Genomic DNA, 18,293 nt, shown 5'->3' on the forward strand with positions numbered 1-18,293 from the left:
GGATCCCGCAATGTTGAAATCAGAGATATTGACAAAAATAAAAGATTAAAACGATATCATACCATGAAGAAAATGCTTATTTTACTGTTATTGACCTTTCACTACTTGCTATCGGCCCAGAATGACCGTTTTATTTATGAAGTGGAGTATAAGAAAGATTCAATTTCCGGTAAAACCGATAAGGAGAATTATTATTTGGAAATAACAAAAGAAAATGCCGTTTATTACAACAGACAGTATTACGTAAGAGATTCTATATTTGAAACGACAGGAATACAGGGTTATAAGGGATTCAGATTAACTTCATTTTTAACAAAAAAATTGAACGCTCCTTCATACGAGAATTATGAATATATCGGTGACGTCAATTTTTACAAAGTAGAGGAGCCGGTACATCTTGACTGGAAGATGGCAAGTGATACAAAGGTGATTAATGATCTCAGAGTACAAAAGGCTGAAACGTGCTTTGGGGGAAGAACCTGGACTGCCTGGTTTACCCAGGAAATTCCATTTTCGTATGGCCCCTATAAATTCAATGGTTTACCAGGTCTGATTGTGGAATTGTATGATTCTAAAAAGAATTATGTTTTCCGGCTCGTTAAAAGTGAAAAAATTGTAGCAAACTATAAAAGTTACACCTTGAATGAGTACAGCAAAGGAGCGGTGTCAACCAATTACAAGAAGTTGTCTCAACTGAAGGTAGAGATTTATAAAGATCCTTTTAAATATGTTTTTAATGGCAGATTAAGCATTCCCGAAGGGAAAAAACTACTACTTGAAGACGGAACGGTGCTGAGTAAGGATGAATTAAAACCTGCAGAGAAAAGGGAGCGAGAAAAGATCAGGTCGTTCAATAATCCGATCGAGCTGGATAAAGCGGTCAAATACCCGGACTAAATAAAAAACCACAATAATTGTATTGTGGTTTTTTATTTACTTTATTAGTAATAAATATGTAAAACTTTGGTTGTAGGATCAAAATCATAGGTGTTATAAGTCTTTGGTGGAAGAGAGGTTTTGGAACCGGATTCCGGTTGCCCGGTTCTGAGAATCCATGTGCTGTTATCCTTCGGACATATGATGGCAATATTATTTTTCACCTCAAGAGTCGTGTTGTTATCCGGACATATGTGAGGTGCATTCCTGTCATATACTTTGAATGCATTTCCTACACGAACTATAATTAATCCTCGGGTTCCCGATTGCTGCTCATTCACATACACCCAGCCGTTGTCATAGTTCAGATTATTGTAAGCCGGAAGGTTTAGATTCAAAGTAACGTTGATCGGGTTATTGGGAAAGCAGCTTACGGTATCTTCTCTGCTTCCGCAAGAGTTTATGTATAATGAACTGGAAATCAACAGGATGAAAATAGATAATATAGAAAAAGTTTTTTTCATTTCAATTTAAATTTTTATATATTTGTAAAAATTAAACGATTATAACACGTAAAACATTGTCCGGCAAATGTCGGATTATTTTTTTATACTAAAACTAAATTTTGAAAATTATGGCAAGCTATGTAACAAAGGAGGGCCTGGAGAAAATGAAAGCTGAGCTGGAACAGTTGGAAACTGTGGAAAGACCAAAAATTACTCAGCAGATCGCAGAAGCAAGAGACAAAGGAGATTTGTCTGAAAATGCAGAATATGATGCGGCTAAAGAGGCTCAGGGAATGCTTGAAATGAGAATTTCCAAGCTGAAAGATGTAATCTCTACTTCTAAAATTATAGACGAAAGCCAATTAGATACTTCAAAAGTTTCCATCTTAACGACTGTGAAACTTAAAAATAATGCTACCAAACAAGAGCAGGTATTTAAATTGGTACCAGATAACGAAAGTGACCTGAAAACAGGAAAGATTTCTGTAAACACTCCGATTGCAAAAGGACTGCTGGGAAAAGCTGTAGGTGAAACTGCAGAAATTACTCTACCCAACGGAAACAAACTTTCTTTTGAAGTATTAGACATTACACTATAGTCTGATATCATCTTAGATTTCTAACCTCTAACTTCTATATAAATGAGCACTATATTCACAAAAATTATCAACGGCGAAATTCCCTCGTATACCATTGCAGAAGATGAAAATTTTATCGCTTTCTTAGACGCAATGCCGCTGGTGAAAGGACATACCCTGGTAGTTCCTAAAAAGAAGTGGATCTGATTTTTGATCTTGACAGTGAAGAATACAAAAACCTTTGGGGATTTGCCCAAGAGGTAGCCAAGAAGATCAAAACTGCAATTCCATGTGTAAGAGTAGGAGTAGCGGTAGTAGGACTTGAAGTACCCCATGCTCATATCCATCTGATTCCTTTAAACAAGATGGAAGACATGAACTTCAGAAATGAAAGATTAAAATTAACGAACGAAGAATATACAGAGATTCAAAACTCAATTATTAATTCTTAACCAACAGAAAATCGTAAAAAAGAAATTTTTTACGATTTTCTTTAACATATACATATTATTATATCATATGAATTCAAACCAGTGTTCTTTCTGCGGTAGAAAAAGAAATGAAGTACAGATGCTGATTTCCGGGCAGAACGGTTTTATTTGTGAAAATTGTATAGAACAGGCACATGCTATTGTAAAAGATGGTGCTTCCAAAGCGGGATATGCTCCGGCAGAAAGTATGGAAGAACTTAAAAAGCCGAAAGTGATCAAGGAATTCCTGGATCAGTACGTGATCGGGCAAGATCAGGCAAAGAAGCAGCTTTCCATTGCTGTTTACAATCATTACAAAAGATTGCTGCATGCCCAGGATGAAAACAGAGAAGTAGAGCTTGAAAAGTCAAATATCATCATGATAGGGGAGACCGGAACAGGAAAAACTTTGCTGGCGAAAACAATTGCCAGAGAGCTGAATGTTCCTTTCTGTATCGTTGATGCTACTATTTTAACAGAAGCAGGTTACGTAGGAGAAGATGTGGAAAGTATCCTGTCAAGACTGTTGATGGTAGCAGATTATGATGTGGAAAAAGCAGAAAAAGGAATTGTCTTTATTGATGAGATCGATAAAATTGCAAGAAAATCAGATAATCCAAGTATTACCAGAGATGTTTCCGGAGAAGGAGTACAACAGGGGCTGCTGAAGTTGCTGGAAGGAAGTATTGTAAACGTTCCGCCGCAGGGAGGCAGAAAACACCCGGACCAAAAGTACATTCAGGTGAATACCCAGAATATCCTGTTTATTGCAGGAGGGGCTTTTGACGGGATCAAAGAGATCATCGAAAGAAGAATGAATAAGCAGGCCATTGGGTTTAGCTCTGAAAAAATCAATAAAGTAGATGAGGATGAATATGTATTAACAAATATTAATGCAGTCGATCTTCGATCTTTCGGATTAATTCCCGAACTTTTAGGAAGATTTCCGATCATTACTTACCTCGATAAACTCACGAAAGAGACTCTGGTAAGAATCATGAAGGAACCAAAAAATTCAATCGTGAACCAATTTGTTGAACTTTTCAAGATGGATGGCACAGATTTGGTAATTACCGACGGGGCAATTGAAAAAATTGTTGAAGAAACAATTGAAAAGGGATTAGGAGCCAGAGGGTTGAGAGGAACTACGGAAAAAGTTCTGGAGGACTATATGTTTTCAATTGGAGAAGAGAAAAATATTATCCTTTCCGAAGATAATATTTTGATTAATAGATAAAATATTTTTTTTTTTTTTGGAAAAAAATAATACCTTTGCGGGTGAAGATTGTATTAACACACAAATATAATTTATACAATGAGAAAAAGTTTATTTGCTATAGGTCTTTTAGCCGTTAGCTATTCTGTTCAGGCGCAGAATGTTCTATGTCATGTAGACACTAACGCTAATATGTATGTGAGCGAAGGCACCCTAGTGTATAGCGGTGGCGGTGTACAAACAAGAGGTAATGGCCTTTTGGATCTACACGGAAACATGATGGTTGTAGGATCAACTACAGACGCCTTTAAAACAATTGATGCATCCGGTGCAGATAAAACTGACGGAGGAAACATCATTGTAAGGCTGAATGATCCCGCCAATTATGCAACCTCTACTTATGGCCAGTTATATATTCAAGGTTTATCCCAAGCCGGAATTACTGGTGTTGTAAGTAAGGAATACAGAACTAACAAACAGGGTGACGGAAACTACTTCCAACAAATTGCCCTTCCTTTCTTTGGTAAAACATTCAATTCATTATCTACTGAACTAGGCAAAACTTTTGGAACTACCAGAAGTGTAAACAATGCCAATTCTGTAAATAATGATTTGATCTTAAAATGGAATAACACAAGTGCTGTGTCTGACCATTTTACCAACCTTGCCAATACGACATCTGACGGTTCCGGATACTATATGTTAGGGTCTAGAAATAACAACCTGAACTTAAGTGCTCCTGCAACGGGTAATGTATTTACTCTTACAGGAAAGCCGTATGCAGAATTTGCAGCTCCTGTTAACTTACAAAACGCAGGAAATGTAAATTTTGGACCTAACGGAACTTACAAAAACTCTTATCAGGAATATTACTATACCTATATCCAGGATCAGTTTGACCTTCCTAATGGTTCTTGGACAGGAACTTACGGTAAAAATATTTACCAGTTCGGTAATCCATTCTTAACCAATTTAGATTTATCTAAAATCGGGTATATTGAGAACGGAACAATTACAGACGGGAATAACATTACCAACATTATGGGTATTGAATACACCTCAGGTAATGTAGTTACTCAAAATTCAGGTGGTTCTTCTGCAACTTATACCACAGGGGCCCAGATTCAGACGTTTGCTTTGAATGGTGTTCCGGTAGGAGATACAGGATTGATCATCAAGCCAATGCAGCCATTTATTATCAAGCTTAGGGATAATACAGCTCAAACTTTAAACTTCAACACGCTTAGAAGATTCAAAGATGTTGTTAGAGCAAACGGAGTTGATTATAACGTTAATGCTGCAAAGATGAGCAATGGAGGAAGCAAGACAGACAGAGGAACTGTAAAGCAACTAGGGGTTATTGGTCTTGATGCTAATAAAAACGAAATTGCAAGAACTTACTATGTAGTTACTCCTACTTCAGCTACTGGTCACCAGACTTCTATTGCCAGTACTGTACAGGCTGCTGCGACTCCAATGAACCTAATCGGAACTTTTGAAGAAGCGGTGAACGGAGGATATGATAATAACTATACTGGTCAGTATTGGTTATATATCAATGAAGCCAATGAAAGTGATTTCCAAGGTAAAAATGTAATGCTTGTAAATTATGATCAGACTAAGATCAAGTATTACAAGTTTGAAATAAAAGAAAATGCTGAACCAATTCCTGCAGGAGCACACCAGCTTTCTGCCGGTATAGGATTCTATTTCAAAGCTGAAAACGGAACTGTACAGCAGGCTAAACAAGGAGATATTGTTCCTGTAACTCATGAGGAGTATAATTTATACTACGGAGAGCCTAATAACGGTACGTTAGCAATTGATAAAAAAGAAGCAAGACCTTCAAGAACAGCGGTGGTTTACAATCCGGCAATTACAAACTATATTGTCAGATTTGATCCAAACTGGAAAAAAGCAGATATTGAAGTTTATGATATGAGCGGTAAACTGGTAATCTCCAAAAAGGCGGTTGATGCATCCAGAGATTTTGTAATTGAGCTCGATAGCTCTGTTAAAAACTCTTACGTTGTAAAAATTGTCTCTGATAAAGGAGAAACTGTTAACACTAAAATCTTAAAATAAACAATATGAAAACTATTAATAAACTAGTATCCGCAATTTTTCTTCTTGCTGTAGTATTCGTACAGGCTGCACCACCGGTACCGGGAGGAGGCGGAGGTACAGGAGGTCACGGTACAGGAGGGGGAGACCCAGCTGCACCAATCGATATGTATGTATATGTACTTTCTCTCGTAGCTATTGCATTCATTGTATTCTTTACCAAGAAGTATAAAAGCGTAAAAGCATAAAATTTTATTAAAATAATATTAAACTCTCTGATTAGTCAGGGAGTTTTTTTATTTTTACTTTATGAAAAAGATTTATACACTATCTGCAGTTTTAGCTGCATTTGCTTTGCAGGCTCAATTTTCAGTTACTATTCAGGCTCCTGCAGACTTTAAAGATCAGGACGCTATTCTATATACATTAAACGGTTCTAAAGATGTTGTTGTTACCAAAGAACAAAGTAAAAATAACACCTGGACATTCAAGTATCCCAATAATTATATGGGGATGATGAAAGTGTATTTTCCGGGTTCCAACAATACCGTGAACTTTATTTCTGAAAATAAAAATGTCAGCTTGAAGCTGGATGTTCAGAATAATAAAGTAAAAGATATTATTTACCTTGATGAAGCCAATGAGCTGATGAGTAAACAACAGGAAGGTTCTCAAAAGAAAGAGCTTATTCTTCCTGCTCTGAGCCAGATCAAAGAATATTACAAAGATAATACAGACTTCGGAAAAGCATTGAAAACCGAGATTGAAAGACTTTCGGGTAACTCTGGTGCCATTGATGCGGCAAAACATCCGTTTATCTCATATTATAATACCAACTACAGTAAGTTCCTTTCTAATCCGTCAGATCCTGCTAAAAAACCCAGCCAGGACGAGATAATCAATTTCCTGGATAAGTCTAATGATATGCTGGAAACATCATCCTTATTGAGACCGGTATTGGTCGCATATCTTAACTCAGGCGGTAATACAAACGTCACCGGTTCTGTAGATAAGCTTCTTGATCGTCTGAAGGTGGAAACTCCAAGAGGCCAGACTGTTTTATCGGAACTGATCGACATTTTTGACGTCTATCAGATGGATGAGTTTAAAAGTAAATATCTGGGGCTTGCTAAAAACCTCAAGTGTACCATTACCGACAGACTGGCTTCTACCATCAAATCTAATGCTAATGTAGAAATGGGGGCAGCTTTTCCAAACTATAAGTTCCAGTCTCCTGTAAATACGACTGCAAAATCACTTTATGATGTAAAGGCAGATAAGAAGGTGGTTGTTTTCTGGTCATCTACCTGTTCGCACTGTGAAACCGAGCTTCCCAAGCTTTTGGAAAAATATAACGAGTTAAAGGGAAAAAATATTCAGGTTGTAGCGCTTTCTTTAGATGTTGATAAAAATTCATACACTAAGAAAATAGCTGCTTTCCCATGGGTGAATGATTCAGAATTGAGAGGATGGAACAGTAGCTATACTGAAACTTACAATGTACACGCTACTCCGACCTATTTTATTTTAGATGCTAACAATAAGATAATCAATAAACCAGAGCATGTTGGCGATGTTTTAGAATATTTTAAGCTAAAATAATTTTGGTAGATAAAATATATTTTCTATATTTGCACCACCGAAAAGGCGAGGTAGCTCAGTCGGTTAGAGCGCAGGATTCATAACCCTGAGGTCACGGGTTCAATTCCCGTCTTCGCTACAAAAAACCGCAGTCATTGTTTATAATGATTGCGGTTTTTATTTTACAATAGGTCGTCTCCCTTTTATCATTTTACTGAGATTTCAGGGATCAGGTACAGAAGTCGGGGGCTGCACAAAAAGTTTGGTTAATCTGCAAATAAAAAGTTTCGTCTTTTTACACTGTGAGTTGCAATCTGAAGTTTTACAAAACACAAAACAAATGTGATTCCTGTAAGAGGGGAAGAAAGCCATCAAGTAGCTGATGAATCTTTGTGGATATACATGCGCTCACAAAGAATAAGTTCAGGAGAAATTTTATGGGAAAATAATGGAGGATAAGAATATATAAGTACAAAAAGGAAATGCCATTTTCACAGCTTGTGAAAATGGCATTTTTTGTTTTATCCGATGCATAATCAGGATTGGTATCCGAGGAGCTTTCTGATTTGATAGAAAAACCTCTCAATAAGCCTTAAATCCTGCGTCACGATCTCTGCACTTCCCCGAAGTTCTTTATCGAAAATAAGGGTCTTATTATAGCTTGTTTTTAATCCTTTTGGTAATACTACATCTACATAGTAATTTCCTTTATCATCAGGAATCAGCGATATATTCTGTACCTTACCCTCAATAATCCCATATTCCTGAAAACGGTAGTTATCCAATTTAATCAATACCTTCTCTCCCGGAATGATTTTTCCGGAGTTAACTGTAGGTACAGACATTCTGCCAACCAGCTTCTCTTTATTTTTAGGTAAGATAGATAAGATCGGTTCTCCCACTTTTACGAATTGATTTTCGCCGAAAAACTGCTGAAAGCTGGCTACCCCATCGGTTGATGAAATAACAAGGTAATTCTGCTCCCATTGCTTCAGAGATTTTCGAAGCTGCTCAAATAGCTGTAGTGTTTGTGAAGAGTAGGTGATTTTATCTTTTTCAGTATTAATGGCTGTTCCGCTTTTTGTTTTATTAAGATTGGAAATACCTTCTTCTGTTTGTGATATGGAAATATTAATATTTTCAAGGTTTTGCTGGGCCTGAAGATATTTGATTTTTTCATTTTCAAGTTCCATAGAAGAGATGACCCCCTGATTAAAGAGTTCCTGTGACCTCTGGAAACTTTTCTTGGTTAGGTCATACTTGGCCAACTCCAGATTTTTCTGTTGTTTTAAAGTTGTAATTCTTGTTCTGTATTCAGAAATACTGTTGTTGGCGGCCAGGTTTTCCGGAGCATAAGGCTGTAAACGGGTAAACAGGGCTTCATCCTGAAACGCCTTTGCAAAGCTGTTGTAATCTCCCTGTAATTCACCAAGTTTAAACCTTGATGCCTGGGCTAAAGGGAAGGAAGCTATCTGGTTGGGAGCAATTGAATCAACCAGTTTTTTAAGCTCTAATACATCTTTATAGTTGGCAGCAGATTGCATAACCATCAAAACTTCATTTTTTTTGACCTCCTGGTGATCTTTAATGAATATCTTTTCAATTTTGGAACTGATTCTTGCCTCCATTTTTTCCGGAGGATTCTGAGAGGTTACAATAATGGGAGCCGGTACAAACTCAGGGTATTTTATTATATAACTCATAACAAGGATGAGCAGGAGAATAACAAATATAACCGTATTGCCCCAGCGTATCATCCAATGCGGAGGCTGGGTTAAGATATCTTGTACGCTTTCTGAGCGGAGTTCAATATTATCTAAAACGTCTTCTTTCATTTTTATAAGATAAAATTCTCCGATGTTTCGGAGGAAATATAATTAAATAAATGGGGAGTTTCTGCTGTACCATGACACCAGGGCCCACAACAATTTCTTTGTGGACACACCGCCCAGCTATTAACGGAAATCAGGTCTAAAAGTTTTCTCAGATTTTTCATATTAATAGCTTTTTAGTTTTCCTACTCTGTAAGCTTTTCGGATTCCGCTGTCTTCATATTCGTGGATATTAATTTCCTAATTCAAGCTGATTTCTTACCAACCTGTAATATTCTCCCCTTAGGTCTACCAATTCTGCGTGGCTACCTTCTTCTACGACTTTCCCATTATCTAATACTATGATTTTATCAGCATGTTTTACGGTTGAAAGTCTGTGGGCAATAACCACTGCCGTTTTACCCCTAAAGAACTGTTCAAGGTTTTCCATAATAACCTTTTCATTATTGGCATCCAATGCGGAAGTTGCTTCATCAAACAGAATATATTCGGGAGATTTGTATACGGCCCTGGCGATAAACAAACGCTGTTTCTGGCCTCCACTTACGCCAACTCCTTCATTCCCGATCTTTGTATTATAGCTTAACGGAAGCCCTTCTATAAATTCTTTAATATTGGCAATTTCTACGGCGCGCCTTAGTTTTTTCTTATCGATATGATCTTCACCGACAGCAATATTATTGGCAATCGTGTCATTAAAGACGTAGCCTTCCTGCATTACCACTCCGCAATGATCCCTCCAGTATCTTGGGGAAATATTTTTCAGACTGGTATTTCCGATTCTGATTTCACCCTGATCCGGATCATAGAATTTCATCAACAGCTTTAGCAGTGTGGTTTTTCCGCTTCCACTGGCTCCTACAATTGCTGTTGTTTTTTGATAGGGTATGCTAAGGCTTAAGTTTTCAAAAACCGGAACATCAGAACCTATGTATCTGAAAGACATATTGGAGATCTCAATATCTCTTTGGGGAATTTCTGTAGCGTATTGTTCGTTTTTATCCTCTTCATCTTCCTTATCGTGAATTTCACCTAATCTTTCAAGGGAAATTTTGGCATCCTGAGTTTGTTTTATAAAGTCGATAAGCTGCAGGAGAGGGCTGTTCAGCTGTCCGATAATATACTGTACCGAAAGCATCATCCCCAGGGTAAGATTTCCGCTAAGGACCAATTTGGCAGAAAGGAAGCTTACAAGAATATCTTTCATCTGATTGATGAAGTTTCCTCCTACGGATTGCCATTGCTCTAACGATAGAGATTTTATTCTGATTTTAAATAATTTCACCTGAAGAAACTCCCAATCCCATCTCTTTTGTTTTTCGGCATTATGCATTTTGATCTCCTGCATACCGTTGATCAGTTCAATCACTTTACTTTGTTCCTGCGAAACCTGGGAGAACCTTTTATAATCAAGTTCTTTTCTTTTTTTCAGGAAAAAGCTAATCCATCCGATATACAATACAGCTCCGACAAGATATACAATGAATAGCCTGTAATCATAGAATAGTAAAACAATACTGAAAATGATAAGGTTTACGAGAGAGAATAGTGTGTTCAGTGATGAACTGGTAAGGAGTTGCTCTATTCGGTGGTGGTCATTGATCCTCTGCATGATATCTCCTGTCATCCTTGTATCAAAAAAGCTTATAGGAAGTTTCATCAGCTTGATAAAGAAATCTGATATGATGGAAATATTTATCCTTGCAGATAAGTGGAGGAGGATCCAGCTTCGGATCACTTCTATTCCCATTCTGCCAAGAAACAGCATGATCTGCGCAAGCAAAACCATGTAGATAAAGTTGATATCCTGATTTTGTATTCCGACGTCTACTATACTCTGGGTAAGAAACGGAAAGATCAGTGAGAGTAAACTTCCTCCCAAAAGCCCGACTGCCAGCTGTATAACAAGTGTCTTATATTTAAGCAGGTATTTGGATAGAAATGTGAAGCTGGCTTTGCTTTGATCTGTATCAAACTCAGTCTGGAAAAATGCAGGGGTAGTTTCCAGAATCAGAACAATTCCTTCTTCTGTATTTTCATTGGCATTTTCGCCGATCCAGAATTGGATAAACTCATCGCGGGTGTAGGTGATCAGCCCGTAGCTGGGATCTGATACATATACTTTGTTATTTTTGTCAATCTTATAAACAACAACAAAATGATTTTTATTCCAGTGTGCGATACATGGAAAGGGCACTTCTTCTACAAGGGTATTAAAGTCGATCTGGACTCCCATAGAACGGAATCCCAGGTTTTCGGCAGCATCACTCAGCCCAAGAAGGCTGCTTCCCTCACGAGTGGTCTCAGAAAGGTTACGGATTTGTTGCAAGGATATGCTTCTGCCATAATATTTACTTACGATTCTAAGGCAGGTAGGCCCACAGTCTTTAGTGTCTGGTTGCTTATAAAAAGGAAATTTCTTCAAAACTAATATTCATTATAAAATGTCGTCAGAAAGATGACGACATTTTTACTTTTATTCAATGTTACAATTCAGTTCAACGGTGGATTAGTAATAACACCATTTATTACAAGCGTTTATTGCTCCTTCTTTTGGAGGATTTATTTTAGATTCACAGTAGCTTGCTTCACTTTGGATTCGGGCACACTCCTCGGTAATTCCTCCCTGCAGAGTTCTTAAGTTTTCTCTCGAAAGTTGTTTAAGGTTTTTCATGATCAATAGTTTTTCGTTTTTTCCTACTCTTTTATAGCTTTTCGGATGTCGCTTTTACTTTTCCTAAGATAGTGAAAATTTTATATCAGGGATATTTATTTACTGGAAGTCTTCATCCTCTATCAATTCATCAATAAAATAGACAATATCTTCACGATCATATTTGTCCGGGAACTGATAGCCGTTGATGATGAGAATAGGAGTAAAGTTTAAGCCAGCTTCACTGTTTTGATTTGACATTTCAATAATTGGATGTAAGTTTTCCGAGGTTGGAACACCTCCGGACAATGTGTTGATTTTACTTTCATCTTTTGTTTCAAACCATTGCTCGATAGCGTGTAGGAAGTCTTTTTCCGGCTTATTGTTGTAAATATAGGTAAGGTCGGAGATTAACCGAGTATATTTTTCGTTGGCCCTGTCCGGTGTGTAATTGAATCTCATCTGCAAAGAAACACCATCAGGATATTTTTCTAAAATAGATTCTACCAATTTGTGAGCGTCTTTACAGAACCCGCAGTAAGGATTTGAAACAATGGAGATGCGTAAATTTGAATCTTTTTTTCCTACCGAAAATGTATGGGTATCCTGAAATTCTATTTTTTCAGTGGTCAGTAATTGACTTTTGAACAGCTCATAATTTCTTTTGAATCTGAGATTTTTTGCATTGGATTTTTGCAGGGTTTCTTTTTGCTCCAGAAGTGTACTGAAATAGAGTACCGCAGAGAAAATAATCACCCAAAGAATAAGAGTGAGCAAAAGCACTCCGATTCCAAATGGTGAATTTTGGAAAAAGATACTACTGATGATCAGCTGCGCAACTAAAATGGAAATGATTAAGAGACAGATTCTACAAAAAGCCTTTTCCACGAAAGCCTGAATGTATAAAGAATATCCAATGGCTAACAGGGAAACAAATGTAAATCCCTTTACAATATAAGAGGTTGTCGGTAAGAATAATCCCAATATCGTAAGACCAATGAAATAGATCAGTGAAAAATCTGCAAACTTTAAGCCTAAAATACTGGTTTTATCCTGCTTGATAATTTTATCACACGAATTGGTGGTTTGGCTGGCAGCAGCACCTCCGCCACCGCAAATACTTCCGATAACGGTAGAAACATTTCCAAATTTCTGATTAAAAATCTCAAGGGAAATATATACACCAGCCAATGATAAAAGATTGAAGATAGCTTCATATAAGCTTTGGCTCAAAAATGAATAAACGACAATAATGGCAAATACTGCGTAAAGAATTGGCTTGAAATTGAACGCCAGTTTATTCTCAGCATTTTCAGTTTTTTCAAATAAAAGTACAAAATCCGTAGATTTTTTATAAAGTTCTTCCTTATTCAGTGTTTTTGCTTTCTCTGAATATACGGAGTAGGTATTTCCTGATTTTTTTACTAATGAAAAGGAATTTTCAACAATAGCAATAAACTCTTCCGGAAGTTCATCCCAATATTCCTTATCAAGTTCATAGGCATCATTCTTTACTCCAAGGAAATTTAAAGTATCGCTGAAAGCCAGTGCTGATGGGTAATTGGGGTGAGAATTAAACTGGAAAATAAATTCCTGTTTGTCAAGTTTCAGATAGTGTATTAGTTTGTCAAAAATCATATTAATATTTTTATCTAAAATACACAGATGTTTTAAATATACAAAAAAAATTTTCTGTTATTGGTGAGATATAACAGGATGTTGGTAGATTTGGTTTGAATTTCAATATTTTATTTTTATGAATGATGAGTTTTTGAGCTTATTAATTTATGTGTTGAAGGATTTTTCAATCTGCTTAGTATCTATAGAAAGGCTAGTACCCGTTTTTTTTCTTAAAAGCCAAAGAAAAGGCCTGTGCGTTATTATAACCCAATTCCTCAGCAATTACCGGTACCTTGTAAGCCCGAAATTTTTTATCTTTTATCAATCTATTTAAAGCAAAATCAATTCTAAGATCATTAAGATAGGTAGCGAAGTTTTTTCCCTTATGAGTATTGATTGTTTCTGATAAGTAATTTGTGTTTGTTTTTATATTTTTTTGCTAAACTGGCTAGTGTAATTCCTTTTTAAGAAAAGTTCTTTGAATTCAAATATAAATAGAGGTAGGGACTTCATTATTTTGTAAATACATAATAAAAATACGCATTCGTTATGTAAGTGAGGAGAATACGTGGCAGCCAATCTGAGAATTTTAATCATATGATGACAGATCATTACCTCATTACTATCTTTATAAAAATGTCTGTTCGAAGGATTAAAAGTTCCTCGAACTTAGTCGCGAATTTTAGAGATATGTTCAATTATAAAGGAATAACTCTAATTTTTTATGTAATCAAAAAGTAAAATAACTGGAATATTTATTTATCAAACAAATGTTTAAAATTTTAGTGTTTTTGTACCCTCTGTCCACTTTTAATGATGTTTTTATGAAAGATATAAGAGGTTACTATGATTAGTGTTATCATGAGCTGAACTCAAAAAAACTTAAAAAATCATAAAGTTTTCATAAAGTTTTAAAAAAGAAAAGAAATGTTTTTGTATTTATAAAATATGTCGTACTTTTACATCGCCTTGAATGAGGGAACAAGTCAAGGTAATAAATTTTTTTTCATCATTTGTGTTTTTAGAATCGTATCGCCTGATACGATTCTTTTTTTGTTTATTTTTCGTAGTTTAAAAGGAGATCAATAAAGTACGAATAGGTGACAGCACCCTCTTGTTGGTTGGTCTTAAGAAACAGATTATTAGTATATCCAAAGAAATCATCCAACCACCCCTGATGGGTAAAGATGAATTTTTTTTCATAAGCTCTGTCTCTTTTCATAGCGGGAGAGTAATTGTCAAGAACAGATTTTACAAACTTTGGATCCTTATCACTTATAAACCTTAAAAGGCTTTTTAACGTAAAATATTCTGTACTGTATTTCAAATCCGTATTGCCGGAATTTACTCCTATCAAATACCCCACAAAATTAGCTTCCTGCTCTCTGGCAAAGCCAAGCTGATGAGAACTTTCATGAGCGGTAGTAAAAGGGATAAAAGTAGACGGCAATTCCGAATTGTATTGTGCTTCAGCAGTAAAAGGATTATAATAACCGAGAATACCCGTAAAACTCATCACATACTTGAATATACTAGGCTTCATACTCAAAACCTGTGAAGCTTTTTTATCCGAAATATTCCTGGGTAATCTGGTCTGCTGCAGAAGGATTTCCTGTTGTACAGATTTCAGATCACGGATGATAAATACCCCGCGGTGATCTTCATGCACGGATTGTCTGGTTGTTTTGCATTTTTCAAGATAGCGTAAAGCCAATTTTTTTGCCTTTTCTGTTTCCGGCTTTTCCTGGCTGGAAAGCTTTTTAATAATAGGGGTCTGAAAATAAAGCATTCCCCAGAACACCTGATAGATAAAATAGAAGACATTGAGGATGATGAGCATCTTTAGCATGGAGGCAGCTCTTTTCTCTTTTTTAAACAAACGGATAAAGAGGTAGAGTATTGCTCCTCCCAGCATAATGTAGAGCACGTCTCCCGCAGAAAAAGGAATCCAGCTGAATAAAACCTGATGTGATTTTTTCTGAAATTCAAAGAATTTTTCAAAAAAAGAAATCATGAATACAGATTTTGAGAAAAAATAAAACAAAAGAAATTGGGCAAGTAATATACCTGCCCAACTTCTTTTTTATATAGTATTTTTGTAAAATTAATGACCATCACCTTTAGATATTTGATCCAGATTGATACCCTGGGCCTTTAGAATTCCCGTTACCCGGATTGCATAGAATGCAAGATAAGCAAAACAAATAACACCGATGATATAGCTAAAGTGAATATTTGTTATATCTGCTACATATCCCTGAATAAGACTTACAATTCCTCCACCCATAATCATCATGATCAGATAACCGGATCCCTGATTGGTGTGTTTTCCAAGACCATTAATAGCCAAGGCGAAAATACACGGCCATAGGGTAGAACAGAACAGACCTACACTGGTAAAAGCGTATACGGAAACCATTCCTGTAGTAAACATACCGATAAGTAAGGCAGCAATTCCCGCTACTGAAAAAATTAAAAGCATTCTTGCAGGGTTTCCCTTACTCATGATATCACAAATGATCATAGCAATGATAACAAATCCATATACATAAAAAGGAGACAGGTCATGCTTAGCAATCGCATTGACCAATAAGAATACACCAAATGCAAGGTAAGGAGCAAGGAATCTTAATATTTTTTTAAATCCTGCGTTCACGTCAAATGCCTCTACCGCACCTGTCCAACGACCAATCATGAGTGATGCCCAGTATAATGAAACATAGGGAGCCACATCTTTGGTTTCAAAACCAAGGTTTTTTTCCATATAAGCTGGCAGGTTACTGGCAGTAGAAACTTCTACACCCACATAAACAAAAATGGCAATCATTCCCATCACCAATTGAGGATATTGGAATGCCGAACTTCTGTGCTCTCCCGGGGTAGCGTCGTCAGTATCTTCAGTATTGGTTGGAGTTACTGTAGGAAGAGATGAGAATTTCAGCATGATAGCCACTAAAACAAAAGCTACTCCTAAAATCAGGTAAGGGATTTTTACACTTTCAATGCTTGCTTCCGTATTGGCAGCAGAAGCGGAACCGAAAATAGCAAATGCAACAATAAGCGGTCCGATTGTCGTTCCAAGATTGTTGATTCCCCCGGCCATTGTTAATCTCTGTGATCCTGTTTCCTTTGGGCCCACTTCAATGGCCAACGGATTGGCAACAATCTGTTGTAAAGAAAAACCTAAACCTACAATAAACAGTCCGGAGATCATCAGAGGGAAAGACCCCAGATTTGCTGCTGGATAAAATAATAGAGTTCCTGCAGCAGAGATTAGAAGTCCCAGGATAAGCCCGTTTTTATACCCTATTTTATTGATTAAATCCTGTTGAAGGCCTTTCGAGATAATCATATAAATTAAAGATCCTACGGTATAAGCAACATAAAAGCAGATTTGTACGAGCATACTTTCAGTTTGCGTTAAGTGGAAGGCTTTTTGAAATACCGGGATCAGAATATCATTGCTGGCAGCTACAAATCCCCAGAAGAAGAATACAGTAACCAATGGAATGAATTGTGCCCAATTGGTTTGTTTAGAATAATTTGACATATTTATTAAAGATTTCACAACAAATATACTTATTTCCTTTATACGGAATACTTAATGAGTGTTTTTTTTATTTCTTCGAAAGAATCTGATTTTGAGTCCTTTGAGACTGGTGTAGGATCTATGATACCATTAAAATATACCTTTACTCTTCCGGGATAGCCCTGAGAGTTGTCAAAAGGAAACATTTTTTTTAATCCTATAAAAGTATGAACTGCAATAGGGGAGTTGTGTTTTGAAGATAAAATAAATGCCCCATCCTTGAAATCATCCAGAATAATGGAAGTATCATCCGGAACGCCTCCTTCAGGAAATATGGCAATACTGTTACCTTCTTCCATTTTCTCAGCACATCTCCGGTATACATCGGCACGGCTTCTTGCACTTGCTCTGTCGACCATTACACAGATTCTTTTATATATAGTTCCAAAAATAGGAATCTTTACAAGTTCTTTTTTGCCTACAAAACAAATAGGATGGTGTGGAGACAGGATGCAGACCAGCATGATATCCATGATGGAGGTATGGTTGGATATAAAAACATAAGGTTTGCTTTTATCCAGTTTTTGTCCGGATAACTTAATGAGGTCATATCGGAAACCCATTCCGTAAAACATTCCGAAACACCAGAGACGGATAAATTTATAAGCATATTTATAATGCTTTTTATTAAAGGATAAAATATAGACCGGGATTCCCAAAATGACAGTCAGAAAAAATGCTAACACCAACAGCCAGAACCTCCAGAGATAATTTAAAATTTTTGTCACCGCTTAACCGTTAAAAATTACTTTCTTTTTTACCGAATAATTAAGAATGGAAACCAATAAGATCGCTGCAATTTTGCTGATCATTTCCGGGCTCAAGGTATAAAAAAATAAATTGATATTATCTTTAAATATAAAACTATAAAATACCTGGAAGAAACTTAAACTTAATAAAGTCGATACAAAAGAGACGGCCATAAAATATACAAACTCTTTTTTCTTGGAATGCTTTCCTCTTTCAAAGACAAACCAGATGCTCAGAAAGTAATTGGTAATAATCCCGCAAGACGTAGAAAAAATATTACTCAAAGGATAGTGTACCCCATGAAAGTTGGTTTCTCTTGCAAGAAACTGTGGAAGATAAGTGCTGAATATTTTGAAGCTGCCAATCTCTACAATGGCGCTCAATCCTCCTGCAATGATGAAGAACAAAACCTGTTTTTGGCGTAAGAGTATTTCTTTCATGTAATTAATATAAAAAATAAATTCATATCATGCTTTCAATCAGTATGTTTTGTGAAAAGATACCTTCTGATCCTACGTTTCTGGGCAATAAATAATGCTGGATGCCCATTCCTGAAGG

15 protein-coding genes, 1 tRNA gene and 1 pseudogene are annotated in these 18,293 nt (G+C 36.4%); 8 read left to right on the top strand and 9 right to left on the bottom strand.

The features are described from left to right. Positions 1-63 precede the first annotated feature (63 nt). A complete protein-coding gene (locus H3Z85_10895; GenBank protein QPQ53768.1) occupies positions 64-897 on the top strand; it encodes a GLPGLI family protein in 834 nt (277 codons plus the stop codon). Between the two features lie 44 nt (positions 898-941). Here H3Z85_10895 and H3Z85_10900 read toward each other — a convergent pair whose 3' ends face one another. Next, a complete protein-coding gene (locus tag H3Z85_10900; protein QPQ53769.1) occupies positions 942-1,400 on the bottom strand; it encodes a hypothetical protein in 459 nt (152 codons plus the stop codon). A gap of 110 nt (positions 1,401-1,510) precedes the next feature. Between H3Z85_10900 and greA the strand changes: the two genes are divergently transcribed. The 7 genes and pseudogenes from greA to H3Z85_10935 all read left to right on the top strand — a co-directional run bounded on the left by greA (position 1,511) and on the right by H3Z85_10935 (position 7,430). Continuing rightward, entirely contained in the window at positions 1,511-1,981 is a 471-nt protein-coding gene (gene greA / locus H3Z85_10905) for a transcription elongation factor GreA (protein ID QPQ53770.1), read from the top strand. 42 nt (positions 1,982-2,023) lie between these two features. Continuing rightward, positions 2,024-2,412: pseudogene (locus H3Z85_10910) on the top strand (HIT family protein). A gap of 67 nt (positions 2,413-2,479) precedes the next feature. Beyond that, entirely contained in the window at positions 2,480-3,667 is a 1,188-nt protein-coding gene (gene clpX / locus H3Z85_10915) for an ATP-dependent Clp protease ATP-binding subunit ClpX (GenBank protein QPQ53771.1), read from the top strand. Between the two features lie 78 nt (positions 3,668-3,745). Beyond that, a complete protein-coding gene (locus H3Z85_10920; protein QPQ53772.1) occupies positions 3,746-5,731 on the top strand; it encodes a T9SS type A sorting domain-containing protein in 1,986 nt (661 codons plus the stop codon). Between the two features lie 5 nt (positions 5,732-5,736). Continuing rightward, the gene (locus H3Z85_10925) at positions 5,737-5,958 is read left to right on the top strand and encodes a signal peptidase (GenBank protein ID QPQ53773.1); all 222 of its coding nucleotides are present in this window, start codon (positions 5,737-5,739) and stop codon (positions 5,956-5,958) included. A 61-nt stretch (positions 5,959-6,019) separates the two neighbouring features. Continuing rightward, positions 6,020-7,312 (top strand): TlpA family protein disulfide reductase, encoded by a 1,293-nt coding sequence (locus H3Z85_10930; GenBank protein ID QPQ53774.1) that lies wholly within the window; start codon positions 6,020-6,022, stop codon positions 7,310-7,312. Between the two features lie 44 nt (positions 7,313-7,356). Continuing rightward, a tRNA-Met gene (locus H3Z85_10935) sits at positions 7,357-7,430 on the top strand. 397 nt (positions 7,431-7,827) lie between these two features. Here H3Z85_10935 and H3Z85_10940 read toward each other — a convergent pair. From H3Z85_10940 to H3Z85_10975, 8 genes are all read right to left on the bottom strand, one after another. Beyond that, positions 7,828-9,126 carry an HlyD family efflux transporter periplasmic adaptor subunit gene (locus H3Z85_10940; protein ID QPQ53775.1) on the bottom strand — a complete coding sequence of 433 codons (1,299 nt, stop codon included), beginning with the start codon at positions 9,124-9,126 and terminating at the stop codon, positions 7,828-7,830. Positions 9,127-9,355: 229 nt separating this feature from the next. Continuing rightward, a complete protein-coding gene (locus H3Z85_10945) occupies positions 9,356-11,548 on the bottom strand; it encodes a peptidase domain-containing ABC transporter (protein ID QPQ53776.1) in 2,193 nt (730 codons plus the stop codon). Between the two features lie 348 nt (positions 11,549-11,896). Continuing rightward, complete coding sequence (locus H3Z85_10950; GenBank protein ID QPQ53777.1) at positions 11,897-13,414, bottom strand: thioredoxin domain-containing protein; 1,518 nt, start codon at positions 13,412-13,414, stop codon at positions 11,897-11,899. Positions 13,415-13,607: 193 nt separating this feature from the next. Continuing rightward, positions 13,608-13,826 (bottom strand): helix-turn-helix domain-containing protein, encoded by a 219-nt coding sequence (locus H3Z85_10955; GenBank protein ID QPQ53876.1) that lies wholly within the window; start codon positions 13,824-13,826, stop codon positions 13,608-13,610. A 627-nt stretch (positions 13,827-14,453) separates the two neighbouring features. Next, positions 14,454-15,410: a DUF3810 domain-containing protein gene (locus tag H3Z85_10960; protein QPQ53778.1), complete on the bottom strand. Its 957-nt coding sequence runs from the start codon at positions 15,408-15,410 to the stop codon at positions 14,454-14,456. A 90-nt stretch (positions 15,411-15,500) separates the two neighbouring features. Next, positions 15,501-16,946 (bottom strand): sugar MFS transporter, encoded by a 1,446-nt coding sequence (locus H3Z85_10965; protein QPQ53779.1) that lies wholly within the window; start codon positions 16,944-16,946, stop codon positions 15,501-15,503. A gap of 38 nt (positions 16,947-16,984) precedes the next feature. Beyond that, positions 16,985-17,713 (bottom strand): 1-acyl-sn-glycerol-3-phosphate acyltransferase, encoded by a 729-nt coding sequence (locus tag H3Z85_10970; GenBank protein QPQ53780.1) that lies wholly within the window; start codon positions 17,711-17,713, stop codon positions 16,985-16,987. Positions 17,714-17,716: 3 nt separating this feature from the next. After that, positions 17,717-18,175, bottom strand: coding sequence for a GtrA family protein (locus tag H3Z85_10975; protein ID QPQ53781.1), 459 nt, complete (start codon positions 18,173-18,175; stop codon positions 17,717-17,719). Between the last annotated feature and the right edge of the window lie 118 nt (positions 18,176-18,293).

Origin of the sequence: Chryseobacterium indologenes (assembly GCA_016025055.1) — a bacterium.
In the GTDB taxonomy this organism is placed as follows: Bacteria; Bacteroidota; Bacteroidia; order Flavobacteriales; family Weeksellaceae; genus Chryseobacterium; species Chryseobacterium indologenes.